The organism is Comamonas testosteroni TK102 (assembly GCF_000739375.1).
Classification (GTDB): Bacteria; Pseudomonadota; Gammaproteobacteria; order Burkholderiales; family Burkholderiaceae_C; genus Comamonas; species Comamonas brasiliensis.
On sequence record NZ_CP006704.1, the window covers coordinates 4,844,000 to 4,869,982 of the forward strand.

Here is a 25,983-nt window from a genome sequence, read left to right on the forward strand (position 1 = left end):
CGCGAAGCGGCTCAGGGGGCCTTAGATGACCTTCGCTTCGTTTTTCAGCTTGTCGACCAGAGCGGCCACATCGGCCACCTTGACGCCAGCGCCGCGCTTGGCAGGCTCGGAGACCTTCACGGTCTTGAGGCGAGGCGTCACATCCACGCCCAGGTCCTCAGGCTTGAAAGTGTCCAGCTGCTTTTTCTTGGCCTTCATGATGTTGGGCAAGGTGACGTAGCGGGGCTCGTTCAGGCGCAGGTCGGTGGTGATGACGGCGGGCGTGGCCAGAGCCACGGTTTCCAGGCCACCGTCCACTTCACGGGTCACATTCACCTTGTCGCCAGCAACTTCGACCTTGGAGGCGAAGGTGGCCTGGGGCAGGTCGGCCAGGGCCGCCAGCATCTGGCCGGTCTGGTTGGCATCGTCGTCGATGGCCTGCTTGCCGCAGATGACCAGACCGGGTTGCTCCTTGTCCACCAGGGCCTTGAGCAGCTTGGCCACGGCCAGGGGCTGCAGCTCGACATCGGTCTCGACCAGAATGCCGCGGTCGGCACCGATGGCCATGGCCGTGCGCAGGGTTTCCTGGCACTGGGCCACGCCGCAGGAGACGGCGATGACTTCGGTGACCACACCTTTTTCCTTCAGGCGCACGGCTTCTTCGACGGCGATTTCGTCAAAGGGGTTCATGCTCATCTTGACGTTGGCGATGTCCACACCCGTGCCGTCCGACTTCACGCGGACCTTGACGTTGTAGTCCACGACACGTTTGACGGGTACAAGGATTTTCATGAGAAAGCTCTTTCCTGGTTTTGAAGAGTGAAAGGCTTAGCGGGCTAGGCCCGCGAGCCGCTCGTTGATCAGTGCATGGGCCTGGTCCATGATGCCGGTGATCAGTTGCGCCACCGTCGGCACATCGTGGATCAGGCCCGCGACCATGCCGCAGGACCAGACGCCTGCGTCCATGTCGCCGTCGTGCATGATGCGCGGATAGACGCCGGCCACTTCGGGCGCGATGTCGGCAAAGGTGATGGCCGCGCCCAGCTCGCGCTCCTTTTGCAGCAGGCGTTCGGTGGCGGAGTTGGTCAGCACGCGCTCGGTGTTGCGCAACGGACGCATGACCAGACGGGTGTCGAGCTCGCTGGCCGCCACGATGGCCTGCTTGACCTTATCGTGTACGGGCGCCTCCTGCGTGGCAATGAAGCGCGTGCCCATATTGATGCCTTCGGCGCCTAGCGCCAGCGCGGCCACCAGCGACCGGCCGTCGGCCATGCCGCCCGAGGCGACAAAGGGAATCTTCAGTTCTTCTGCAGCGCGCGGCAGCAGGATGAAGTTGGGGATGTCGTCCTCGCCAGGATGGCCGCCGCATTCGAAGCCGTCCACGCTGATGGCATCGCAGCCGATGGCCTCGGCCTTGAGTGCGTGACGCACCGAGGTGCACTTGTGGATCACCTTGATGCCGGCTTCCTTGAGCGCGGGCAGCCATTTCTGCGGGTTGTTGCCGGCCGTCTCGACCACCTTGACGCCGCCTTCGATGATGGCCTTGACATAGCCCGGGTAGTCGGGCGGGTTGACCGAGGGGAGAAAGGTCAGGTTGACGCCAAAAGGCTTGTCCGTCATCTCGCGGCAGCGCGCGATCTCGCGTGCCAGCAACTCGGGCGTGCGCTGGGTCAGGCCCGTGATGATGCCCAGTCCCCCGGCGTTGGAGACGGCGGCGGCCAGCTCGGCCAGGCCCACATGGTGCATGCCACCCTGGATGATGGGGTGCTCTATGCCAAAAAGTTCGGTGATGCGTGTCTTCATGTCGTTGTCACTCCACTGCAATGCCCTTGTCGCGGATCAGTTGGCCCCAGCGCGCGTAGTCCTGCTGGATGCGCTGGCCCAGCTGGGCGGGATTCTGGAAGCTGGCGATGGCGCCCGCATGGAGCAGCTTGCTCTGGACATCCTTGTCAGCCAGTATCTGCTGGACTTCAGAGGCGATGCGCTCGACCACGGCCTTGGGCGTGCCCTTGGGCGCGAGCAGACCGCCCCAGGAAACGGCGTCATAGCCCTTGATGCCCTGCTCGGCAATGGTCTTGATGTCGGGCAGCATGCTCACGCGCTGGGGCGATCCCACGGCGATGGCACGCAGCTTGCCGGCCTGGATATGAGGCAGCGCGGCCACAAGGTCGGCATACATGATGGGCACCTGGCCGCCGATGGTGTCGGTGATGGCGGGCACGCCGCCCTTGTAGGGCACATGCTGCATGTCGAAGCCGGCCATCTGCTTGAGCAGCTCCATGCTCAGATGACCGAAGCTGCCGGCCCCCGAGCTGGTGTAGTTGAGCGCCGATTTCTGGGCCTTGGCGTGGGCGATCAGGCTCTTGAGATCGGTGACATCAGGCAGCAGCGCAGGGTTGACCACGATGACGATGGGCAGGTCGTAGACCGTGGCCACGGGCGCGAAATCCTTGACGGTGTCGTAGCCGGCCTTCTTGTACAGATGGGGAGCCAGCAGCGTGGGCGTAGCCAGCATCATCAGCGTGTAGCCGTCGGCCGGGCTCTTGGCGACCTGCACGGCCGCGATGGAGCCCGAGGCACCGGGACGGTTTTCCACGACCACGGTCTGCTTGAGGCGCTCGCCCAGCTTCTGGCCCACGATGCGCGATGCCGTGTCGGTAGGGCCGCCTGCGGGGAACGGCACGACCAGGCGCAGCATCTTGGCGGGCCAGTCGGTCTCGGCCAGGGCGCCACCGGCCAGGCCAGCCAGCAACGGCGCGGCGGCCAGGGCCAGAACGCTGCGCCGGCTGGTGCAGGCCTGGAGTGCGGGATTGCGCTTGTGCATGAAGTCTCCTGTCAAAGCTGTCTCAGCAGTCGTCGGTGGTGGCCCACTGCCGCAGGCCGTAAAAATCAGTCATTCAGTGATCCATGGCGCTGCGCGCCACCCGCAACCTATGAAACTGTCGCGGCGCAAGCGCGGGACACCGTGCAAGAGCCGCCTCGCAGCGAGGGTGTCTCCGGCCGCCCGCATGCCCCCTTCAAGGGGGAAGGCGCGGGGCCGCCCAGGCGAAGCGACTCAGAGGGGTCAATCAAGCTTGGCGCCGGCTTGCTCGACCAGCGCCTTCCAGATCGGCATATCGCGCTGGTAGTTGTCGCGGAAGGCCTGGGGGCTGTTCATCATGGGGATGAAGCCGGCGCCCGTGATGCGCTCCAGCACCTTGGGGTCCTTGATGATCTCGCGCAGGTGGCCATAGAGCTGGTCCACGACCTCCCTGGGCGTGCCCGCGGGCGCGCCCATGGCCACCCAGCCGTAGATCGAATAGGCGTCGTCGGTCACTCCCTGCTCGAAGATGGTCGGCAGCCTGGGCAGGATTTCCATGCGCTCCTTGCCGGTCACGCCGATGGCCTTGAGACGGCCAGAATCGATGAAAGGCTTGGTGTTGAGCGCGCTGGAAAAGCACAGCTGCAGCTGGCCGCCGATCAGCTCCTGGATCATGGGTGCCTCGCCCTTGTAGGCGGCGTGGTTCATGTCGGCATCCATGGTCTTGCTCATATAGGCACCGGCCAGATGGGCATACGAACCCACGCCCCAGGAGCCATAGGACAGCTTTCCCTTGTGTGCTTTCACATAGGCCAGCAGCTCCTTCATATTGCTGGCAGGCACCGAAGGATGGACCACCAGCGTGACGGGCGCCGCTGCGACCTGGGTGATCAGCGCGATGTCCTTTTGCGGGTTGTAGGGCAGCTTGGTATAGAGGAACTGGTTGATCAGCATGGAGGTGCTGAGCGACAGCAGCAGCGTATGGCCGTCGGGCGCTGCCTTGGCCACGGCATCGGTGCCGAGGATGCCGGCCGCACCGGCCTTGTTGTCCACCACCACGGGCTGGCCCAGGCGCTTGGCCAGCACCTCGCCGATGGTGCGCGCCATGATGTCGGTGGCCCCCCTGCGTTGAAGGGCACGACCACGCGGATGGGCTTGCTGGGCCATGCCGGCTTGCCGGCCTGTGCGAAGACGCTGCTGGCGCCCGTGGCCAGCAGACTGCCGCCGCCGATGGCGGCCAGTCCCTGCAGAAGATCGCGGCGTGTGACTGGGATGCTCATGGTTTGTCTCCTATGAAGTCGCTGTCTTTGTTTGCCGTCTTGTGCGGCCTTTAAACTTGCTTTTCAGTTATTTGGCTCTATGAGATGTCCGCTGCCTGTGAGCCTGACACGGCCCAACGCAGCGACACCGAGCAAGGGCCTATGCCGGCCGCGCCGCCCCGCTGCGAAGGTCTCGCCGGCTGCCCGTACGCTCCCTCCCGTGAAGCGAGAGAGGGCGCCGTGCACACGGGGAAAGCCGCACAGCGGCTCAGGGGGTGCTTCATGAAGGCTCCTGGGGCAGCGTGAGAACGCCCTTGGCCTGCAGGTCCTGCAATTGCGCATCATTGAGCGTCAGCAGGCGCTGCAGCACTTCGCGCGTGCCCTCACCCAGCGTGGGCGGCGCATGGCGAATGGGCAGACGCTGACCGTCCAGACGGTAGGGCGGCGCGAACACGGGCGTGGTGCCGGCCACGGGATGGGGCATGTCGCGCAGCAGGCCGCTGCGGCGCGTACGCTCGCTGGTCAGGGCTTCGTGCAGGCCGGCCACGCGGCCGCAGGGAATGCCGGCGGCCGTCAGGCGCTCCAGCAGCAGATCGCGCGGGAAGCTGCCAATCAGCTCCTTGAGCATGGGCAGCAGCTCCAGACGGTTTCTGGCACGGTTGACGTTGGTGGAAAAGCGCTGATCATCGACGATGTCGGGACGCAGCACGACCTGGCGGCAGAATTTGTCGAACTGGCTGTTATTGCCCACCGCGATGATCAACGGCCCGTCGGCGGCCTCGTACATGCCGTAGGGCACGATGGAGGGGTGTGCATTGCCGTAGCGCTCGGGATCATGGCCCAGCTGCAGGGCATCCAGGCCGTAGTAGCCGGTGACCGTGATGCCGCTGTCGTACAACGCCATCTCGATGAGCCGGCCCTTGCCCGTGCGCTCGCGGCGGAACAACGCTGCCAGCACGGCCTGGGCTGCATACATGCCGGTGACGAGATCCACCACGGCCACGCCGAACTTGAGCGGCGGCATGCCGGCATCGCCGTTGAGCGCCATCAGGCCCGCCTCGCCCTGGATCACCAGATCGTAGCCGGGACGCTTGGCCTCGGGACCGCTGCTGTCGTAGCCGGCCACGGCGCAATAGATCAGGTCGGGCTTGATCGCCTTGAGCTGTTCGTAGCCCAGGCCCAGCTTCTCGGCGCCGCCGGTCTTGAAGTTGTGGATTACCACGTCGAACTGGGGCAGCAGCTCGTGGACGATCTTCACGCCCTCGGGTGTCTGCAGATCCAGCGTGATGGACCGCTTGTTGCGGTTCATGCTGTTGTAGTAGGTGGTCTCGGTCTTGCCGATGCGCATGCCCCAGTCGCGCGTATCGTCGCCACGGCCCGGGTGCTCGACCTTGACCACCTCGGCGCCGAAGTCGGCCAGCACCATGCCGCACAGCGGCCCGGCGAAGACGCGCGACAGATCGAGTACCTTCACTCCTTCCAGCGGGAAGTCGATGTCCGGGTTCTGTTCGGTATTGCTGTCGGCCATGAGCCTTGTCTCCTTGAAAATCTTGGTTTTGTCGAGCGCTCAAGCACGCAATTTGTTGAAATCGGCGCTGCGCTTTTCGAGAAAGGCGGCAATGCCTTCACGGGATTCCTCGCTGCCCTGGGAGCGCACCATGTGCTGCGCCTCCAGCTCCAGCTGCTGCTCCAGCGTGTTGCGCGGTGCCTGGCGGCACAGATCCTTGATCAGGGCCATGGCCTGGTCCGGACCGGTCGCGATCTGCGCGGCCAGCGCGACGGCATCGGCCAGGGCCTGGCCGGGCTCGGCCAGCCGGTTGACGGGGCCCAGGGCGTGCAGGCGTTCGCCGCTGATGCGCTCTCCGGTCAGGCACAGCTCCGTCAGCACCTGGCGCGAGACGAACTCGGCCAGAAAGGCTGTGGCGCCGCCGTCGGGCGTCAACCCCACCTTCACATAGGCCACGGAGAACAGGCTGTTGCGGGCGGCCACCAGCATATCGCAGGCCAGAGCCAGCGACAGGCCAGCGCCGGCCGCCGCGCCTTCGACAGCAGCGATGACAGGCTTGGGGCAGTCGCGCACGGCACGAATCAGGTCGTGCAGGCCTTCCAGTTTTTCACGGCGCTGCTCCAATGGCAGCTCCCGGCGTCCGGCCAGCTGGCGCAGATCGCCACCGGCGCAAAAATGACCGCCCTCGCCCGTGAGCACGACCGCGCCCACACTGGCGTCAGCCGCAGCATCCACCAGCGCGGTCGTGACGGCCGCGTAGAACGCGGGCGACAACGCATTGCGCGCAGCCGGGTTGTTATTGCTCAGCACCAGCACGGCACCTTCGCGGCGGGTCAGCAGGACTTCACTCATCTTCGTTCTCCAGTTTTAGGCAGCACTTCCCGTCTGTAGACGGCCCACTCCGCCAGGGACAGCCAGCAAGGGCCTACGCCGGCCGCGCCGCCCCGCAGCGAGGCTGTCGCCGGCTGCCCGTATGCCCCCTTCCAGGGGGAAGGCGCGAAGCGACTCAGGGGGTAGCTCATTTCAGCCCAGGGCCATGAAACGCGCCAGGTGATGGTCCTCGTCGCCAAACTGGTGGTCGATCATGATCAGTCGCTTGGCGTAATGCGCCAGCGGCAGCTCCCAGGTCATGCCGATGCCGCCATGCATCTGTATGCTTTCCTCGGCCACCAGGGTCCCCACGGAGCCCACGGTGTACTTGGCCGCAGACAGCATCTTCTCGCGCTGCGTGCCCTGGGCGTTGTCGATGGCATCGGCCGCATTGATGACGGTGGAACGCACCTGCTCCACCTCCAGCAGCAGATCGGCCATGCGGTGCTGCAGCGCCTGGAAGCTGCCGATGGCCACGCCGAACTGCTTGCGCGTCTGCAGATACTCCAGCGTGTTCTGCTTGGCCACATCCATGGCGCCCAGCGCCTCGGCAGCCAGCGCCAGCAACGCAAAGCCCTGAATATGCTCGAGCACGCCATGGCCCTGGCCCTTGGCACCCAGCAGCGCATCCTCGGCCAGCAGCACATTCTCGAAGATCAGCTCGGCGGCGCGGCCGCCTTCCATGCGGCTATAGCCGCGCTTGGCGATGCCGGCGGCCTTGCCGTCGACCAGGAACAGGCTGATGCCGGCAGTATCGAACATGCCGCCTGCGGTGCGCGCGGACACCAGCAGCAGATCGGCTTTTTCGCCAAAGGCGACCACGCTCTTGGCGCCGTTGAGCACCCAGCCCGTGGCGGTCCTGACCGCCGTGGTCGTGACCTTGTTGAGCTCGTAGTGGCTGCCTGGTTCGTCGTGCGCCAGAGCGGCGATCGCGCTGCCCGCGATGATGTCATCCAGCTGGCGCATCTGCGCTTCGGTGCCGGCCGCAATCAGGGCCTGGCCCACGACCAGCGCGCCCAGCAGCGGCTCGGCTACCAGGCCGCGACCCAGTGCCTCGAACACCACGCTGATGTCAAAGCCCGAGCCGCCAAAGCCGCCCACCGCTTCGGGAAACAGCGCGCCGATCGCACCCAGCTCGGCAAATTGCGCATACAGCGCGGGGCTGTGACCTTCTGCGCCATAGGCCAAATGGTTGCGCTGCTCGATGCCGTACTGCTCGGCCACAAAGCGGTTCAGGCTGTCCGCCAGCATGCGGCGGTCTTCGGTGTGTGTGAAGTTCATGACAAATTCTCTCTACCCAACAGGTCATCTATCCAGATCGCTCGGCATCACCGCTTTCGAGGGAGACACCGAGCAAGAGCCGCCTCGCAGCAAGGGTGTCGTCCCCCTTGGGGGGAAGGTGCGGGGCCGCCCAGGCGAAGCGACTCAGGGGGTTACAGGTTCACAAGCCCAGAATCATCTTGGAGATGATGTTCTTCTGAATTTCGTTGGAGCCACCGAAGATCGACAGCTTGCGGTAGTTGAAGTAGTTGGCCGAGGCCGTGGCGGCTTCGTCGATGCCGCCCAGCGGCGCCTGGTCATAACCTTCGTACTGGGCCTCGTCGATATAGGGCACGGCATACACGCCCATGGCGCGGCGGATCAGCGACAGGATCTCCTGGCGGATCTCGGTGCCGCGGATTTTCAGCATGGAGCTTTCCGCACCGGGCACGCCGCCACCGGCAACGGCAGCGATCACGCGCAGATTGGTGGTCTTCATGTTCTCCAGGTCGATCTCGACACGGGCCATGCGGGCGGCGAACAGCGGGTCCTGGTTCAGCGGCTGGCCGTTCTTGTGCACCTTGGCGGCGATGACCTTGAGCTTGGCCAGGGCCGAGATGCAAAAGCCCACGCCCGCAATGCCGGTGCGCTCGTAGGTCAGCAGATACTTGGCATAGGTCCAGCCCCTGTTTTCCTCGCCCACCAGATTTTCGACCGGCACCTTCACATCGGTGAAGAAGACTTCGTTGACTTCCTTGTCGCCGTCCAGCGTGCGGATGGGACGCAGTTCCACGCCGGGGCTGTTCATGTCCACCAGCAAAAAGCTGATGCCGGCCTGGGCCTTGGCCTCGCGGTTGGTGCGCACCAGGCAGAAGATCATGTTGGCGTGCTGGCCCTGGGTGGTCCAGGTCTTCTGGCCGTTGACGATGTAGAAGTCTCCATCGCGCACGGCCGTGGTCTTCACCGATGCCAGATCGGAGCCCGCGCCGGGCTCGGAATAGCCCTGGCACCACCAGTCCTGCCCGCTCAGAATGCGCGGCAGCCAGTACTTCTTTTGCTGCTCGCTGCCGTACTTGATCAGCACCGGCCCCAGCATGTTCACGCCGAAGGGCACGATGCGCGGGCCGCCGGCCAGCGCGCATTCGGTGTCGAAGATGAACTTCTCGACCGCTCCCCAGCCCGGACCGCCATGCTCCTGGGGCCAGTGATTCGCATACCAGCCGCGCTCGTTGAGGATGGCATGCCACTCGTCCTGATCGGCCTTGCTCAGACGCTGGCCAGCCTTGATCTTGAGCGAAATATGCGTGGGCAGCTTCTCCTTGAGAAAAGTCTGCACCTCGGCGCGAAACGCCTCTTCCTGGGGGGTGAATTGCAAATCCATTGCTATTTCCTGGTAATCCATGGCGCAGCGCACTCCGCCTTGCAAACCGCGCGGCCCACGCCAGAGACAGCGAGCAAGGGCCGCCCCGCAGCGAGGCTGTCGTCCCCCTTTGGGGGAAGGCGCGCAGCGCCTCAGGGGGTCTTAGTAAATCTCGAAGAGGCCAGCAGCACCCATGCCGCCGGCAATGCACATGGTCACCACGCCGTACTTGACCTTGGGGTTGCGAGCCTTGCGGCGCTGGCCTTCGAGCAGGATGTGGCCGGTCAGGCGTGCGCCCGTCATGCCGAAGGGGTGGCCGATGGAAATCGCGCCGCCGTTGACATTCAGACGCTCGTTGGGAATGCCCAGCTGACGCTGGCAATACAGGGCCTGCGAGGCAAAGGCTTCGTTCAGTTCCCAGAGGTCGATGTCATCCACGGTCAGTCCATGGCGCTTGAGCAGCTTGGGCACGGCAAACACGGGGCCAATGCCCATCTCGTCAGGCTCGCAGCCGGCCACGGCGAAGCCGCGGAAAGCGCCCAGGGGCTTGAGGCCCAGACGCTCTGCCAGCCTGGCTTCCATCACCACGCAGGCGCTGGAGCCGTCGGACAGCTGCGAGGCATTGCCGGCCGTGATGAAGTTGCCAGGGCCCTTCACCGGCTCCAGCTTGGCCAGCCCCTCCAGCGTGGTGCTGGCGCGGTTGCAGTTGTCCTGGGTGGCGACCACGTCGCGGTAGGTGACTTCGCCGGTTTCCTTGTTCTTCTCCATCATGCGTGTGGAGCAGGCAATGATCTCGTCCTTGAACAGATCGGCGGCCTGGGCCGCTGCCGTGCGCTGCTGGCTTTGCAGCGAGAACGCATCCTGGTCTTCACGCGTGATGCCGTAGCGCTTGGCGACCACATCGGCGGTGTCGATCATGGCCATGTACAGCTCGGGCTTGTGCTCCACCAGCCAGGGGTCCATGTCGGTGGGCAGGTTGTTGCCGGCTCGGATGCCGGAGATGGTTTCGATACCGCCGGCCAGCATCACGTCCACGCCCTCGGCCACGACGCGACCCGCCGCGATGGCGATGGATTGCAGACCCGAGGCGCAAAAACGCGTGATCGTGGTGCCGGCGATCGACAGCGGCAGCCCGGCGCGCAACACGGTCTGGCGACCCAGATTGCGGCCCTGGAAACCGTCGGGATTGCCGCAGCCCAGAATCAGATCCTCGATCATTTCGGGATCGACACCCGAGCGCTCCACCGCCGCCTTGACGGAGAAGGCAGCCAGCTGGGCGGCGGGAGTAACGTTGAACTCGCCGCGATGCGACTTGGTCAGCGGTGTGCGGGCAGTGGAAACGATAACGGCTTCACGCATGGTGCTTGTCTCTGTGAATGTTGAAAAATTATTTTGATAGCTGTATTCGCTTGTCATTCATTGTTTTCAGATACTTTTCATACTGAAACCAATACAAATCAAGCGCTAACAGCTCTTATTTTTATAAATTAACCGTAAGAACTGACGCGCTCCAACCGGCGAGACGCCGAGCAAGAGCCGCCTCGCGGCGGGGCCGCCCAGGCAAAGGCGTCGTCCCCCTTGGGCAAAGGCGCGGAGCCGCCCAGGCGCAGCGCCTCAGGGGGTTACTTGTTCAAACTCTCGAAGTTCTTTCCCTCGGCCACCAGCTTCTGCAGCAGCGGCGCAGGCTTCCAGAACAGCGCGTCTTCCTTGGCAAAGGCTTCGATATCGGCCAGCACCTTGGGAAGGCCCTGCATATCGGCCCATTTCATGGGGCCGCCGCGGTGGCGCGGAAAGCCGTAGCCGGAGATAAAGGTCACGTCCACATCCAGCGGGCGCAGCGCAATGCCCTCGCCCACCACCTTGGCGCCTTCGTTGACCATGGCGGCCATGTAGCGGCGCATGATTTCCTCGGCCGTGAACGGGCGCGGTGCCACGCCCTTCTTGGCGCGCTCGGCATCCACAATCGCCAGTACTTCGGGGTCGGGCTGACCGATGCGCGCGCCTTGTGGATAGAGATAAAAGCCGCGGCCCGTCTTCTGGCCGAACCAGCCCTGCTCGCAGATGCGGTCGGCAATCTCCACATAGCGGGCCTTGGGGTCGCGCGTGGCGGCGCGGCGCTTGCGCGTGGCCCAGCCGATATCGCCGCCGGCCAGGTCGGTGACCTGGAAGGGGCCCATGGCAAAGCCGAAGCCGCGCACGGCTTCGTCAATCTCGTAGGGGCTGGCACCGTCTTCCATCAGGTAGTCGGCGGCCTGCTTGTAGGTGGCCAGAATGCGGTTGCCGATAAAGCCATCGCAGACGCCGGCGCGCACGGGCACCTTCTTCATCTTCTTGGCCAGCTCGAAGGCCGTGGTCACCACATCGGGGGCCACCTTGGCGGGCACGACGATCTCCAGCAGCTTCATGATGTTGGCCGGGCTGAAGAAGTGCAGACCGATCACGTCCTGCGGACGGCTGGTGACGGCGGCAATCGCGTCGATGTCCAGATACGAGGTGTTGGTGGCCAGCACGGCACCGCGCTTGCAGACGCGGTCCAGTTCCTTGAACACGGCCTTCTTGACCTCCAGGTCTTCGAAGACCGCCTCGATCACCAGATCCACATCGGCAATGTCGTCATAGCGGGTCGAGGGCGTATAGCGCGCCATGATGGCGGCCTTGGCCTCTTCGCTCATGCGGCCCTTGGCGATCAGGCCGTTGTAGACCTTCTCCACATTGGCCTGGCCGCGTGCGATGGATTCGGCATCGCGCTCGATCATGGTCACGACCAGGCCGGCATCCAGCGCAGAGACGGTGATGCCCGCGCCCATGGTGCCGCCGCCGATGATGGCAATCTTGCTGAAGGCGCGCGGCTGTGCGGCACGGGCTTCGGGAATCTTGGCCGTCTCGCGCTCGGCAAAGAAGGCGTGGATCAGGCCGGCGCGCTGCGGACTGTCGATACAGGCCAGAAACTGGGCACGCTCGAACTTCAGGCCTTCGGCAAACGGCAGATCCAGAGCGGCCTGTACGCAATCGATGATCTTCAGGGGCGAGAACAGGCCGCGCGACTTCTTGGCGGTGTCGGCACGCAGCGCATCGAGTTCCGCCTGGGCGGCGGCCTTGTCGGCCAGACGACCCGGCGTGGCGCTGACGGGACGCAGCGGCGCGCCCTGTGCCAGCAACTCACGCGCATAGGCGAGGCCCGCGACGACGGGGTCCGCGCCATCGTCCAGCTTGTCCACCAGACCGGCTGCCAGTCCGGCCTTGGCGCCGATCTGCTGGCCGCTGAGCATCAGCTCGGTTGCGGCCTTCACCCCCATCAGGCGCGGTGCACGCTGGGTGCCGCCGGCGCCGGGCACCAGACCCAGAGAGACTTCGGGCAGACCCAGCTTCGCGCCAGGCAGCGCCAGGCGGTAATGCGCCGACATGGCGATCTCCAGACCGCCACCCAGTGCCGCGCCATGAATCACGGCCACCACGGGCTTGCTGCAGGCCTCGATACGGTTGCAGACATCGGGCAGGAAAGGCTGGACCGGAGGCTTGCCGAATTCGCGGATATCGGCACCGGCGATGAAAGCCTTGCCCTGACCCACGATGACCACGGCCTTGACCGCGGCGCTGGCATCGGCCTGCTCCATGGCCGCCATCAGACCCTGGCGCACGGCAGCGCCCAGCGCATTGACGGGCGGATTGTTGACGCTGACGAGCAGGACGTCACCGTCTTGCTTGAGTTCAACGACAGAAGTGCTGGCTTCGGCGGTCATGCGTGTCTCCTGAATCTCTTTATGGAATGGGCTTTATTTTTACGACGACAATGTTTTCTAACAATCCCATGAATCATTGACAGACTGTCAAAGAAAATTAGACAAACACGCCATGGACTCCCAATCGCTGACCCTGCTGGTCGAAATCATTGATAGCGGCAATCTCAGCCAGGCCGCGCGCAAGCTCAAGATGACGCGTGCCAATGTGAGCTATCACCTGACCCAGCTGGAAAAGGCAGCGGGCGTGCAACTGGTCAAGCGCACCACGCGCCGCGTGGAGCCCACGGAGATCGGCATGCGCCTGTATGAGCACGGGCGCAACATCCACAACGAAATGCTGGCCGCACGCGAGGCCATCACGGCGCTGGGCCAGAGCCTGCAGGGTCGCGTGGGCATCAGCGTGCCCAGCGGCTACGGCCAGATCGTGATGAGCGAATGGCTGATCGAGTTCAAGCGCCTGTACCCGGGCATCGTGCTCGATGTGCTGTTCGAGAACCGGGCCGACAATCTGCGCGACGATGTGGACATCATCGTGCGCGTGATCCAGGAGCCGCCCCTGTCCCTGGTGGCGCGCAGCATGGGCACGGTGCGCTACCTGGCCTGTGCCTCGCGCGAATACGCCCAGATCCACGGCCTGCCCAGAACCCTGCATGCCTTGCGCGCCAGCCCGCTGATCACCGCCGGCGTCACGGGACGGCAACTGCGATTGGCTGCCTACCTGGGTGCCGAACGCCACGAGGTGATGCTGGAGCCCACCATGATCTCCGAGCATTTCCCTTTTCTGCGCGACGGCATCCTGGCCGGTCTGGGCGTGGGCCTGGTGCCCGACTATGTGGTGCAGGACAAGCTGGCCACGGGCGAGGTGCTGAGCACGCTGGACGAGTACCGGCTCAGTATCTTCGGCACCCATATGTATCTGCTCTACCTGCCCAACCGGCACCAGACCAAGGCCGTGCGCACCTGTATCGATTTTCTGCTGGCCAAGGCCCAGCCTGAAGCCAGCCGGCTGGCCGTGACGCCCCAGCCCTGAGCCACCACGCAAAACGCCAGCGCGCAGGCTGGCGTCTTCATTCGGAAGGAAGTCTTGGAACGTGTTTGCGTTCTCAGGACAGCCTGGGGCTCAGATTCTGCTGACGCCAGCTGCTGGGACTTTGCTGAAAATGCTTGCTGAACCAGCGCGTGAACGAGCTGTTCTCGGCAAAGCCGGCCTGCGCTGCCGCTTCGCTCACCGACAGCTGCGGATTCTGCAGCGCACGCAGCGCGGCCTGGCTGCGCACGGCATCCAGGGTTTCCTGAAAGCTGGTGTTCTGGGTTTCGAGGTGCCGCTGCAGCGAGCGGGCCGTGTACCCAAGCGCACCGGCCACGTGGGCGATGCTGTGGCGCCCGTGGGGCAGCAGCGACTGCAAGGTGCTGCGCACCTGCTGCTCCAGCGACCGGGCCATGGGCCGCGGTGCATGGCTCTCCATCAGGCTGCGGGCGTGACCCTCCATGAGGCTGTCGTGATCGGCATCGACGGCCTCCAGATCCTCGTTGCTCACCACGATGCCATCGAAGTCCGAGCCGAACACGATCTCGCTGCCCAGCACGCGGCGATGGTTCAGGGTGCTGCCCGGTGCGCTGTGCGAGAAGTGGATGCTGGCCGGGCTCCAGTGCTTGCCCAGCTGATAGCGGCACAGGCTCATCAGCGCCGTGATGCCCAGCTCCACCGGGTGGCGCCCCGGATTCTCGCGCTCGGTATCCAGGTTCAGCTGAATGATGGAATAACGCCCCTGGGTCACCACCTCGGTGCCCACGGTGGTGCTGATCATGTGGTCATAGTCCTTGAAGGTATTGAGCATGCTGGAGAGGCTGGCCTGGTGCTGCAGCAGCAGGCTGATCGGCCCGAAGTCGGACAGACGCCAGTGCGAGCCCATGAGCAGACCCAGCGACGCCTGGCCGGCCTGGGCGGACGACGCCTCGAGCAACTGCGCAAACGCCGCTTCGGGAACCATGAGATCGGGAGAGCTCAGACAGCTGTGATCCAGCCCCACCTGGCGGAACATGCGCAGCGGGTCGATGCCGAGCTCGTTCGCCACCTTGGCGTATTTGCACAGGCTGACACTTCGGATACGGGGCTTCATCGTGACCTGGAAAACGGTTGACCCGGGTCCTGCGCGACAGGCCCGGATTTCATGAAGGGAAACAGGACCTGGGGCAACCTGCAATTTCGGACATTGATATTTATCAATATCAGAATGACTGGTCAATCGATGGATACCAGTAGATCACGACCGTTGGAAGCGCCCGGCATGCCGATGCCCCCGACTCATGACGCTCTCTGTCGCTGCCTAGGGTTTTCCTTGGACCCACCCAAGAGGGCAACAAGCTGACGCGATCGGTCAAGCCCCGGTGCTGTTGCTGCGCCGAGAATTTTTCCATCAGACGGCGGCGCCCAGCATCAAGGCCTTGCCGGGAACTTAGGAGAAGACCATGAAAGTCGAACAACTGACCTGCAGCATCGGTGCTGAGGTTTCCGACATCCACCTCGGCGACGCGTCCCGCGACAAGGGCCTGGCCGAGGAGATTCGCGCCCTGCTGCTGCAGCACAAGGTGCTGTTCTTCCGCGATCAGGACATCACGCGGGCCGAGCATGTGGGCTTTGCCCGCCACTTCGGCGATCTGGAAGACCACCCCGTGGCCGGCAGCGACCCCGAGCACCCCGGCCTGGTGCAGATCTACCGCAGCGAAAAGCGCGAAAACTACGAGAACACCTATCACAGCGACGGCCAGTGGCGCGAGAACCCGACCATGGGCTGCGTGCTGCGCTGCATCGAAGGCCCGGCCGTCGGCGGCGACACCATCTGGGTCAATATGGCCGAGGCCTACCGCAACCTGCCCGAGGACATCAAGCTGAAGATCGACGGCCTCAAGGCCAAGTCCAGCATCGAGCATGGCTTCGGTGCCGTCATGCCCGAAGACAAGCGCCTGGAGCTGGGCCGCCAGCATCCTCCGGTCGAGCATCCCGTGGTGCGTACCCACCCCGAAACCGGCGAGAAAGTTCTCTACGTCTGCAGCTTCACCACCCACTTTGCCAACTACCACACGCCCGAGAACGTGCGCTACGGCCAGGACAAGACGCCCGGCGCCAGCATGCTGCTGAACTATCTGATCAGCCAGGCAGCCATCCCCGAGTACCAGGTGCGCTTTCGCTGGAAGCCCGGCAGCGTCGCCATGTGGGACAACCGCTGCACCCAGCATTACGCCGTGCAGGACTACTGGCCCGCGGCGCGCAAGATGGAGCGTGCAGCCATCATCGGCGACAAGCCTTTTTGAGCGAGCTATCTGAGCCGCCTTTCTGACCAGCCATGCCAGCCTCCGGCGCCGTCGCACAGCGGTGCTGCACAGAAACAATGGCTGACATCGCTTGCTTACCATAGAAAGCAAAGCCATAGCTGCCTGAAACGCTTTGAAAACAAGCGCAGGCAGCTATTATTTTTCCCTTCATCTCCGACAGCCTGAATGCGCGGCTCGCCAGCCCCTGACCGGCTCTGTCTTGCGTCGACCGCACCATGGCGCCTGGCACGCATGCCGTGCCCCTTCCGGTTGACTGCGCCTGACCCGGCCCAGGCGCTTGCGGGAACCGGCATCGGGCCCTGCACCGACCTTGCCGCAGCCATTCTTGCGGGCCTGCCCACCATCATCCGGACATGAAAAAGGCCTCCCGATGGAGGCCTCTTGCGCATGTCGGTTCAGATTCGGCAAAGCCAGACCCGCAGGATCAGCAGGTCTTCCTGAGGAAACCCTGGTTGGCGCCGGGCCGGTTGGGGGCAAAGCCGTTGGCGGCCAGACTCTCCTCCACGCTGTCGTAGAACACGCCGATCTTGCTGATCTCGCGCGCCTGCCTGGCAGTGGCGACAGGACGACCGAATTCGCGGGAGATGCGCACCAGCTGCTCGATCTGCGAGACCGTGCTGGCCTTCTCGGTGCGCGCCTGGTTCCACAGGCAGTCCTCGGTGCCGCAGCGCACATGCAGGCCGGCGGCAATGCCCCACATGTTCACGGGCAGCACATTGCGCACATTGCTTTCCACGGTCAGCACGGCGCCATCGGGCACGGCACGCACAAAGTTGGCCAGGCTGTACAGGCTGGGCGTGTCCATGCCACCGGCAATCGCCACCCAGTTCATGACCAGCGGGCCCATGTAGAAGCCGCGGCGCATCAGGCGCTCCACCGACTCGAAGCTATTCAGGTTGTAGCACTGGAAGGCGCTCTGGATGCCGGCCTTGGTCAGACGGCGCACATGCTCCTCCACCCAGCCCGGCTGGGCGGGCACGGTCATTTCCTTGTAGGCATTGAACAGCGTGGGATTGGCGCGCGAGGTGCCTGCAAAGTCCGCGTCTTCGGCCTGATCGGTCACGTTCATCTGCGAGGTGTTCACCGTCACGGTCACCTGATCGGGCACCGGGTCCAGCTCGGCCAGCATGTGGCGGGTGTCGTCGGAAAGCCACTTGGCCGCCTGACCTTCGTCCTCGGGCGCAAAGCTGATGGAGCCGCCGACCTGGATGATCATCTCGGGCACGGCCTTGCGCACGCCGGAAATCAGCTCGTTGAACTTGGACAGGCGTTTGCTGCCCTTGCCGTCCAGCTCGCGCACATGCAGATGCAGCACCGTGGCGCCCGCGTTATAGCAGTCCACTGCTTTCTGGATCTGCGCCTCCATGCTGACGGGAATGTCTTCGGGAAAATCCGAAGGCAGCCAGCCTGGGGCATAGGGCGCCGCCGTGATGATCAGGGGCTGCTGGTTTTCAGGGAATAGATGGCCGTCGAGAAAGTTCATGACATGTCTCCAAGTGAATGCAGGCTTCGACGCACAGCCACGGGCGCGGCTTGCCCGCCCTGTGCAATGCCGCCAGGCATTCAAAAGACATGGGCAACACCGGCCGGCAGGTACCGGATCGTCGAAATTGAAAGCAATTTCACTGTAGGAGAGCTGTCCGCAAAGCGTTTGCCCTAAGACGTTCGAGTCTTGGCAAAGTGCGCCAGAGCACGCGGGCGCCCCGATGCGCTCTTGCACCGGGCCGGCGCGACTCGACTGGGCCGCGAGGATGAATGCGGCCCCGCCCTGCTGCCTGCTATTGCCACCGGCCGCCTAGCCGCGCCAGGCTGCCTCGATGGCGGCGATATCGATCTTCCTCATCTCCATCATGGCTTCAAAAGCCCGTCTGGCGGCGGCGCGGTCCGGGTCGGCAATGGCTGTGGTCAGCACGCGCGGCGTGATCTGCCAGGACAGCCCCCAGCGGTCCTTGCACCACCCGCACTGGCTTTCCTGGCCGCCGTTGCCGACGATGGCATTCCAAAGCCGGTCCGTTTCCTCCTGATCGTCCGTCGCGACCTGAAACGAAAACGCCTCGTTGTGCTTGAAGACAGGGCCGCCATTCAGACCCAGGCAGGGAATGCCCATGACCGTGAATTCGACCGTCAACACATCGCCCTGTTTGCCGCACGGATAGTCGCCCGGTGCGTGGTGGACCGCGCCCACGGCGCTATCAGGAAAAGTCTGGGCGTAGAACCTGGCGGCTTCCAGGGCCTCGCCTTCGTACCAGAGACAAATCGTGTTTTTGCTGACCATCTTGGCTCTCCTGAACAGGGACGGATGAATGTCTGCAAACCCGCAGACCGCGGGCCCCTCTCTATCGAGGCACCGGTGCGCCGATGCGTCGATGCACTGGCGGCTTTCGGCGTCTGTGCATTGAAGCCGCATTTCCCCAGCACTTCAATCCCCCTATCAGGAGCGCAGGGCCATCCCCTGCCAAACAGCCTGGCAGTCCGGCTCTCACCACGGCTGTGGCCCGGACGGTTTCGGTGCGCTCGGGGCCGCATGCGGAACCACGCGCGCCCTGCCTGGCCCTGGGGCCACACACCGGAACGCTGAAGCCGCCGCTCGGCACCGGTCTGCTTGCCCCCTCGCTAGCGCACACCAGAGCAATCGAATCTGCTTTATATCAAGCCAGGCACTTTTATTTTTGTCTAGTCATATAATTGACTACACATATATAAGACTGACTCTTGAAACCTACGTCATGAAATTCACTCTGAACGGCCAGGAAGTGGACGCGCAAAGCGCCACTGCCGATACACCTCTTTTGTATGTGCTGCGCAATGACATGCAGCTCAACGGCCCCAAGTTCGGCTGCGGCCTGGGCGAATGCGGTGCCTGCGCCGTGCTGATCGACGGCAAGGTGGCGCGCTCCTGCTCCGTGCCCCTGAAGGCAGTCGACGGCAAGAAAGTCACCACGCTGGAAGGCCTGTCGCCTGACGCCAGCAAAGCCGCCAACGCGCAGGCCCTGCAGGACCGCGCCGTCCTGGATGTCAGCGCCGCCGAGACACAGGCGCCTGCCACTCCACGCACCTACACCCTGCATGTGGTGCAGCAAGCCTTTGTCGATGCACAGGCTGCGCAGTGCGGCTACTGCACCAACGGAATGATCATGGCGCTGGTCGCCCTGTTCAACCAGCAGCCCAAGGCCAGCGACGAAGAAATCAGGCACGCCCTGTCCGGCCATCTGTGCCGCTGTGGCACCCATGTGGAAATCATGCAGGCCGCCGCCCGCGCCCGCGAGCTGATTGCCAAGGGCCACAACCCGGCCCTCCCCGCCGCCGGCGCATCCACCACCGCAAAGGCTGCCTGATCATGAAATTCTTCACCAAAGACAATCACGCTCAACTCACCCGTCGCCAGTTGCTCAAGGCCGGCGGCATGCTGATGGTCGGCTCCGTGGCAGGCGGCCATCTGCTGATGGCCCAGACCGCCCCCGAAGCGGCTGCCAAGGGCGCTTTCCCCATTCCCTCGGCCAAGCTGGTGGACAGCTTCATCGCGATTGGCGCCGACGGCTCCGTCACCGCCTACAACGGCCACGTGGACCTGGGCACGGGCGTGCGCACGGCTCTGGGCCAGCTGGTGGCCGACGAGCTGTATGTGGACTTTGCCGCCGTGACCATGGTGCTGGGCCACACTGCCCGCACCCCGGACCTGGGCCCCACCATTGCCAGCAACACCATCCAGGTGTCGTCCCTGCCCATGCGCCATGCCGCAGCGCAGGTGCGCCAGCTGCTGATCAAGCTGGCCAGCGAAAAATCCGGTGTTCCCGCTGACCGCATCACCACCCAGAAAGGCTTTGTCATCGCCGGCGGCAAGCGCTACGGCTATGGCGAACTGGTTCAGGGCCAGGATCTGCAGATCGAGGTCGACGACAAGATCGAGCTGCGCAAGTCCGGCTTCGAGTACATCGGCAAATCGGTGCAGCGCGTGGACATCCCCAACAAGGTGCTGGGCGCTCTGACCTATATCCACGACCTGCGCGTGCCCGGCATGCTGCACGGCCGCGTGATCCGTCCTCCCTACACCGGCGCCGATGCCACGGCGCCCCTTGGCTCCAGCTTGGTGTCGGTGGACGAGAAGTCCATCGCCCATCTGCCCGGCATCGTCAAGGTCGTGGTCAAGGGCGACTTCGTGGGCGTGGTGGCCGAGCGCGAAGAGCAGGCCATCGCTGCCATGCGCCAGCTCAAGGTCACCTGGAAGGAATGGGACGGCCTGCCCGATATGTCGCTGAGCGGCCTGCACCAGACCCTGGTGGACCATGCCAAGACCGACCGCGTGCTGCAGGAAGACGAAGGCGCGCTGCAGGCCATCGAGCAGGTCAAGACTGCGCTGACCCGCGACTATGTCTGGCCCTATCACGCTCATGGCTCCATCGGCCCGTCCTGTGCGATTGCCGAAGTGGGCAACGGCCAGATCCAGGTCTGGACCGGCTCGCAAAACCCTCACGACGTGTGCAAGGACATTGCCAAGCTCATGGACGTGAATGCCGACAACATCAACGTCACCCGCCTCGAGGCTTCTGGCTGCTACGGCCGCAACTGCGCGGACGACGTCTGCTCGGACGCCGTGCTGATGTCGGCCGCCGTGGGCAAGCCCGTGCGCGTGCAGCTGATGCGCGAGCAGGAAGCCGGCTGGGAGCCCAAGGGCACGGGCCAGCTGATTCGCGTGCGCGGCGGCCTGGATGAGCAAAACAATGTGGCCGCCTACGAGCTGCGCACCTGCTATCCCTCGAACAACGCCACCGCGCTGGCCCTGATCCTCACGGGCAAGGTGTCCGCCAAGATCGAGGCCCAGCAAATGGGCGACCGCACGGCCATCCCGCAGTACGAGTACCCAAAGATGCGCGTGATCTCCCAGGACGCCGTGCCCATCGTGCGCGCCTCGTGGATGCGCGGCGTCTCCGCCTTGCCCAATGTGTTCGCCCATGAGTCCTGGATCGACGAATGCGCCTACCTCGCCAAGGCCGACCCCATCGAATACCGTCTGCGCTACCTCAAGGACCCGCGTGCCGTGGCGCTGATTGCCGAAGCCAAGAAGCAGTGCAACTGGCAGGAAGGCCCGGCCCGCCGCAATGCGGCAGCTGACGATCAGCGCCTGGTCAAGGGTCGTGGCTTTGCCTACGCCCGCTACTTCCACAGCAAGTTCCCCGGCTATGGTGCGGCCTGGGCAACCTGGGTGGTCGACGTGACCGTGGACCGCGAAACCGGCGAAGTCAAGGTCGACAAGGTCTTTGTCGCCCAGGACACCGGCGCCATGGTCAACCCCGCAGGCGTGCGTCATCAGGTGCACGGCAACGTGGTGCAGTCCACCAGCCGCGTGCTCAAGGAGTTCGTCACCTTCGACAAGAGCGGCGTCACCTCCGTGGAATGGGGCGGCTACCCCATCCTGCGCTTTGACGAGCTGCCCGAGATCGACTCGCTGCTGGTCGAGCGCCCCAACGAGGCGCCCATGGGCGCCGGCGAATCGGCTTCCGTGCCCAGCGCCGCCGCCGTGGCCAACGCCATCTTTGACGCCACCGGCGTGCGCCTGCTGGAAGTGCCGTTCACGCCCAGCCGCGTGCTGGCCGCGCTCAAGGCAGCCAAGAGCAGCGCCGCCTCGTCCAAGTGACTCCACCGATAAAGAACATAGATATGCGAACGTTCCAAAAGATTCTGGCGGGCGGTGCGGCTGTAGTGGTCGTGCTGGCTGCCGCCGGCCTGGCTCTCACCCATCAGGGCGAGATTGCGCCCCAGTCAGCCATTCCCGCTGCCGACTTCACGCCCCAGCAGATTGCCAAGGGCAGGCTGCTGGCCGCCATGGGCGACTGCGCCGTCTGCCACACGGCAGCCAACGGCAAGACCAACGCGGGCGGTCTGGCCATGCCCAGCCCCTTCGGCACCATCTACACCAGCAACATCACGCCCGATCTGCAGACCGGCATCGGCAGCTGGAGCTATGAAGCCTTCGAGCGCGCCATGCGCCACGGCGTGGACCGCGAAGGCCAGTACCTCTACCCCGCCTTCCCCTACACGGCCTTCAGCCGCGTAACGGATGAGGACATGAAGGCCTTGTACGCCTTCCTGATGAGCGAGCCTGCCGTGGAGAACGAGGCGCCCAAGACGGCGCTGAACTTCCCCTACAACGTGCGCCGCGGCATTGCGGCCTGGAACTGGCTCTACCTCAAGCCCGGCGTCGTCAAGGACGATGAAAAGCAGGCTCCCGAGTGGAATCGCGGTGCCTACCTGGTCGAAGGCCTGGGTCACTGCAGCGCCTGCCACACACCGCGCAACGGCCTGGCCGCCGAGAAAACGGGTGAGTTCCACCTGACCGGCGGCAGCGCCGAAGGCTGGGATGCTCCCGCTCTGACGGACAAGACGGCCTCGCCCCTGCCCTGGACCAAGCAGGATCTGGTCGACTATATGAAGACCGGCTTCTCGGCCCGCCACAGTGTGGCAGCCGGCCCCATGGCTCCCGTGGCCCACGGCCTGTCGCAGCAAAGCGATGCCGACCTCGACGCCATTGCCACCTATCTGATGAGCTACCGCAAGGCCGACGCCGCCCCTGGCGATGCCAAGGCACTCATCGAAGAGAAGACCGCCAAGCCCAAGCTGGCACTCGATGCCGAAGGCTACCGCCTGTACCAGGGCGCCTGCATGGCCTGCCACAAGGCAGACCCCTCGGGCAGCAGCTTCGGCGTGCGACCCCAGCTGGCCCTGAGCACCAGCCTGCACTCCGCATCACCCGACAACGCCATCATGGCCGTGCTTGAAGGCGTGCAACATCCGGCCCATGCCGACCTGGGCACCATGCCGGCCTTCCGCCATGCGCTCAGCGATGCACAGATCGCCACCCTGCTCAACACCATGCGTGTCCAGTACGGCGGAGACGAGTGGAAGGACCTGCCTGCCAAGGTAGGCCAGCTGCGCAAGCAGACCCAGGCGCATTGACAGCAGGCGCTGCCAAAGCGCTGCACTGCTCTGCACAAGCCGGCCTTCCCTGTCCTTCAGGCCTCGGAAGGCCTTTTTGCGGGTGATCATTTACGGGTAGCGCCGCTACCCGGTGCCCGCCTGATGCTTCAAAATTGCAGCGAGCGAGAGAAACAGAGAAAGCAAGCAATGGACAATATCGACGTCTTGGTACTCAAGGCACTGCGTGACTGGCGCTCGGCCGGCCAGCACGCCTTGCTGGCCACCGTGGTGCGTACCTGGGGCTCATCCCCGCGCCCCGTGGGCTCCATGATGGCCTTGCGCGAGGACGGACGTGCCATTGGCTCGGTATCCGGCGGCTGCATCGAGGACGACTTGATCGCCCGACACACCAAGGCCCTGAACCAGAACCTGGGCATTCCGGACAGCCCGCCGCAGCTGGTGCGTTACGGCGTGAGCGCCGACGAGGCCCACCGCTTCGGCCTGCCCTGCGGCGGAACGCTGGAGCTGCTGCTGGAATTCAACCCCGATGCGGCCAGCCTGCAGCAACTGGTGACCGAGCTGGAAGCCGGATCACTGGTGAAACGCAGCGTCGACTGCGGCAGCGGCGAAGTCCGCCTGCAGACGGCCGAGCACCCCGACGCGCTGGAGTTTGACGGCCAGCAACTCGTCAACCACCTGGGCCCCGGCTACCGCATGCTGCTGATCGGTGCGGGGGCCCTGGCCGAATACCTGGCCACCATGGCCTTGTTCAACGGCTTCACGGTCACCGTCTGCGACCCGCGCGAGGAATACATGGGCAGCTGGTCGGTGCCCCAGGTCAACACCGTCACCGACATGCCGGACGATGCGGTCACGGCCTTCAAGCCCGATGCGCGCAGCTGCATCGTCGCCCTCACCCACGACCCCAAGCTCGATGACCTGGCCCTGCTCGAAGCCCTGCACAGCCCGGCCTTCTATGTGGGCGCCATCGGCTCGCGCCGCAACAACCACTCCAGGCGCGAGCGCATGATGGAGCACTTCGGCGAGACCGAAGCCTCGCTGGCCAGGCTGCGCGGCCCCATCGGCCTCTATATCGGCAGCAAGACTCCGGCAGAGATCGCCGTGAGCGTGATGGCCGAGATTCTGGCCGTGAAGAACGCCGTGCCGCTGCCGCAAGCCATGTCGGTGGAAGTGGCCAAGCACGAGCATGACATCGCCATGAACGAGGCCAGCACGCATTGCGCCATTCCGGAAATTCTCCAGCCGGGCTCGGCGCACTGAGATCCGTCAGCTCAGGCCTGCAGCGCAAAATCCACGGCCGCTGCAGCGTGCAAGGCCGTGGTGTCCAGCACCGGCAGCACGCTGTCTTGGGGCTTGATGAGCAAGCCGATCTCCGTGCATCCCAGCACCACGGCCTGCGCGCCACGGGCCGCCAATGACTCGATGGCTCTCTGATAGAGCTTGCGCGACACATCGCTGATCTGCCCCGCGCAAAGCTCCTCATAGATGATGCGATGCACCTGCGTGCGCTCGGCCTCGCCTGGCACCAGCACCTTCAGGCCGAACTGCTGCTCCAGCCTCTCGCGCATGAACGGCTGCTCCATGGTGAAGCGCGTTCCCAGCAGCCCCAGCACCTGCACACCGGCTGCACGCGCAGCCGCCCCGACCGGATCGGCTATGTGCACAAACGGAATCGACACGGCTGCCGCCACCTGATCCGCCACCTTGTGCATGGTGTTGGTGCAAAGCAGCACACAGTCGGCGCCTCCGGCTTGCAGGCGCCGGGCAGCATCGGCCAGCAGCGCCGCCGCGTCGTCCCAGCGGCCTTCATGCTGGGCCTGCTCGACAGGGCCGAAGTCCACGCTGTACATCAGCAGCCTGGCCGAGCGCAACGCACCCAGACGCTCCCGGACACCCTGGTTGATCAGGCGGTAGTACTCGGCGCTGGACTCCCAGCTCATGCCGCCGATCAGGCCTATGACGCGATGTGGCCCGGAGCTTGTTTGCAGGTCTTGATTCATGAGCAGCAGTGTGGGCCGGCCGGCCGCCATCGTCTATCATGAAATTTCAGCCCGCCATGAAGACCCACCTGATTCAGCCTTCGGCAACCGATACGCCATCCGTGCAGATCCATTTGCTCGGCCGCGCCCCCTACAGCAGCCGCGACCCGGTGCGCATGCATGCGCTGGGCATTGCGCTGCAAAGACAGCAAGGCGTGCACGCCATTGCCTCCGACAGGCGCGAGGACTTCGACACCTGGCCTGGCACCCTGAGCTATACGCCGCCGGGCGTGGAGGTCTTTTCCGAGTCGGCCACCGGCGGCGAATATCTGGTGCTGCGCTATGCCGCCCATGAGGCTGACGCGCCGAGGCCGCCACAGCGCATCTCGCAACATGGCCAGCGCTCGGCATTGCAGATTGCACTGCATCTGCGCCTGCTGCTGCTCGGCCCCCAGCCGGACGCTCTGGCCATCGAGCAGACTGCGTTGCGGTTCATGGCCTGCCAGGAAGGCAGCGCCAGCAAGGCCAACGCCCGCCCCGGCACCGGCTATGGACGCGTGCTGGACCGCATTGCCGCCGAGTTCGAGCGGCCGCTGAGCATTGCCGATCTGTCCTCCATGGTGGACACCAGTCCCTTGCGCTTTCTGCGTGAGTTCACACGGCTCACAGGCATGACGCCGCATGCCTGGATCACGGAGACCCGGCTGCAGGCTGCGCGCGCCATGATGCGAAGTGCCGATCTGCCCTTGGCGCAGATCGCACTGGACTGCGGCTTCAACCACCAGTCGCATATGGGGCAGCTGTTTCGCAAACACCTGGGACTGACGCCGGGACAATATCGGCAGCATCATGGCCTGGAGCATGCAGGCTGCCCCTGAATCGCCGGCCTCTCGACCGACAGTTCACATACGGTTTCATTGCCGGACACACAAAGTACGGCCGGCGGCCCGCATCACGCCTCAA

At 64.6% G+C, this 25,983-nt stretch carries 20 protein-coding genes and 1 pseudogene; 7 read left to right on the plus strand and 14 right to left on the minus strand.

Going from position 1 to position 25,983, the window contains the following annotated elements:
• Positions 1–21 precede the first annotated feature (21 nt).
• From O987_RS21875 to O987_RS21920, 10 genes and pseudogenes are all read right to left on the minus strand, one after another.
• Positions 22–771 carry an electron transfer flavoprotein subunit beta/FixA family protein gene (locus O987_RS21875; protein WP_043374770.1) on the minus strand — a complete coding sequence of 250 codons (750 nt, stop codon included), beginning with the start codon at positions 769–771 and terminating at the stop codon, positions 22–24.
• A 36-nt stretch (positions 772–807) separates the two neighbouring features.
• Positions 808–1,782 carry an NAD(P)H-dependent flavin oxidoreductase gene (locus tag O987_RS21880; RefSeq protein ID WP_003052176.1) on the minus strand — a complete coding sequence of 325 codons (975 nt, stop codon included), beginning with the start codon at positions 1,780–1,782 and terminating at the stop codon, positions 808–810.
• Between the two features lie 7 nt (positions 1,783–1,789).
• Positions 1,790–2,803 (minus strand): Bug family tripartite tricarboxylate transporter substrate binding protein, encoded by a 1,014-nt coding sequence (locus tag O987_RS21885; RefSeq protein WP_043374772.1) that lies wholly within the window; start codon positions 2,801–2,803, stop codon positions 1,790–1,792.
• Positions 2,804–3,043: 240 nt separating this feature from the next.
• A pseudogene (locus tag O987_RS21890) lies at positions 3,044–4,059 on the minus strand (Bug family tripartite tricarboxylate transporter substrate binding protein).
• A gap of 259 nt (positions 4,060–4,318) precedes the next feature.
• Positions 4,319–5,566, minus strand: a complete 1,248-nt coding sequence (locus O987_RS21895; RefSeq protein WP_043374774.1) for a CaiB/BaiF CoA transferase family protein — start codon at positions 5,564–5,566, stop codon at positions 4,319–4,321.
• Between the two features lie 39 nt (positions 5,567–5,605).
• Positions 5,606–6,397 (minus strand): oxepin-CoA hydrolase, alternative type, encoded by a 792-nt coding sequence (locus tag O987_RS21900; RefSeq protein ID WP_043374776.1) that lies wholly within the window; start codon positions 6,395–6,397, stop codon positions 5,606–5,608.
• Positions 6,398–6,568: 171 nt separating this feature from the next.
• Entirely contained in the window at positions 6,569–7,696 is a 1,128-nt protein-coding gene (locus O987_RS21905; protein ID WP_043374778.1) for an acyl-CoA dehydrogenase family protein, read from the minus strand.
• A gap of 160 nt (positions 7,697–7,856) precedes the next feature.
• A complete protein-coding gene (locus tag O987_RS21910; RefSeq protein WP_043374780.1) occupies positions 7,857–9,056 on the minus strand; it encodes an acyl-CoA dehydrogenase family protein in 1,200 nt (399 codons plus the stop codon).
• 141 nt (positions 9,057–9,197) lie between these two features.
• Positions 9,198–10,394, minus strand: coding sequence for an acetyl-CoA C-acyltransferase (locus O987_RS21915; RefSeq protein ID WP_003052161.1), 1,197 nt, complete (start codon positions 10,392–10,394; stop codon positions 9,198–9,200).
• Positions 10,395–10,657: 263 nt separating this feature from the next.
• Complete coding sequence (locus tag O987_RS21920; RefSeq protein ID WP_043374782.1) at positions 10,658–12,775, minus strand: 3-hydroxyacyl-CoA dehydrogenase NAD-binding domain-containing protein; 2,118 nt, start codon at positions 12,773–12,775, stop codon at positions 10,658–10,660.
• Positions 12,776–12,887: 112 nt separating this feature from the next.
• Here O987_RS21920 and O987_RS21925 point away from each other — a divergent pair, with 112 nt between their 5' ends.
• A complete protein-coding gene (locus O987_RS21925) occupies positions 12,888–13,805 on the plus strand; it encodes a LysR family transcriptional regulator (protein WP_003052157.1) in 918 nt (305 codons plus the stop codon).
• A gap of 73 nt (positions 13,806–13,878) precedes the next feature.
• Here the strand turns inward: O987_RS21925 and O987_RS21930 are convergent, their stop codons facing one another.
• The gene (locus O987_RS21930) at positions 13,879–14,895 is read right to left on the minus strand and encodes an AraC family transcriptional regulator (RefSeq protein WP_043374784.1); all 1,017 of its coding nucleotides are present in this window, start codon (positions 14,893–14,895) and stop codon (positions 13,879–13,881) included.
• Between the two features lie 349 nt (positions 14,896–15,244).
• On the opposite strand from O987_RS21930, the gene O987_RS21935 reads away from it, so the two are divergent.
• Complete coding sequence (locus O987_RS21935; RefSeq protein WP_043374787.1) at positions 15,245–16,087, plus strand: TauD/TfdA dioxygenase family protein; 843 nt, start codon at positions 15,245–15,247, stop codon at positions 16,085–16,087.
• A gap of 445 nt (positions 16,088–16,532) precedes the next feature.
• Here O987_RS21935 and O987_RS21940 read toward each other — a convergent pair whose 3' ends face one another.
• Both O987_RS21940 and O987_RS21945 read right to left on the minus strand, forming a co-directional pair.
• A complete protein-coding gene (locus tag O987_RS21940) occupies positions 16,533–17,591 on the minus strand; it encodes a 3-keto-5-aminohexanoate cleavage protein (protein WP_003052133.1) in 1,059 nt (352 codons plus the stop codon).
• Between the two features lie 312 nt (positions 17,592–17,903).
• Positions 17,904–18,383 (minus strand): VOC family protein, encoded by a 480-nt coding sequence (locus O987_RS21945; RefSeq protein WP_043374790.1) that lies wholly within the window; start codon positions 18,381–18,383, stop codon positions 17,904–17,906.
• Positions 18,384–18,834: 451 nt separating this feature from the next.
• Here O987_RS21945 and O987_RS21950 point away from each other — a divergent pair, with 451 nt between their 5' ends.
• From O987_RS21950 to O987_RS21965, 4 genes are all read left to right on the plus strand, one after another.
• The gene (locus tag O987_RS21950; protein WP_043374791.1) at positions 18,835–19,443 is read left to right on the plus strand and encodes a (2Fe-2S)-binding protein; all 609 of its coding nucleotides are present in this window, start codon (positions 18,835–18,837) and stop codon (positions 19,441–19,443) included.
• Positions 19,444–19,445: 2 nt separating this feature from the next.
• Positions 19,446–21,740: a xanthine dehydrogenase family protein molybdopterin-binding subunit gene (locus O987_RS21955; RefSeq protein WP_003052127.1), complete on the plus strand. Its 2,295-nt coding sequence runs from the start codon at positions 19,446–19,448 to the stop codon at positions 21,738–21,740.
• 23 nt (positions 21,741–21,763) lie between these two features.
• Entirely contained in the window at positions 21,764–23,059 is a 1,296-nt protein-coding gene (locus tag O987_RS21960) for a c-type cytochrome (protein WP_043374792.1), read from the plus strand.
• Between the two features lie 168 nt (positions 23,060–23,227).
• The gene (locus tag O987_RS21965; RefSeq protein WP_003052123.1) at positions 23,228–24,301 is read left to right on the plus strand and encodes an XdhC family protein; all 1,074 of its coding nucleotides are present in this window, start codon (positions 23,228–23,230) and stop codon (positions 24,299–24,301) included.
• A gap of 11 nt (positions 24,302–24,312) precedes the next feature.
• Here O987_RS21965 and O987_RS21970 read toward each other — a convergent pair whose 3' ends face one another.
• On the minus strand, positions 24,313–25,041 hold the full coding sequence (locus O987_RS21970) for an aspartate/glutamate racemase family protein (RefSeq protein WP_043376812.1): 729 nt from the start codon (positions 25,039–25,041) through the stop codon (positions 24,313–24,315).
• Positions 25,042–25,097: 56 nt separating this feature from the next.
• Between O987_RS21970 and O987_RS21975 the strand changes: the two genes are divergently transcribed.
• On the plus strand, positions 25,098–25,898 hold the full coding sequence (locus O987_RS21975) for an AraC family transcriptional regulator (protein WP_043374796.1): 801 nt from the start codon (positions 25,098–25,100) through the stop codon (positions 25,896–25,898).
• The last annotated feature ends 85 nt before the right edge of the window (positions 25,899–25,983 follow it).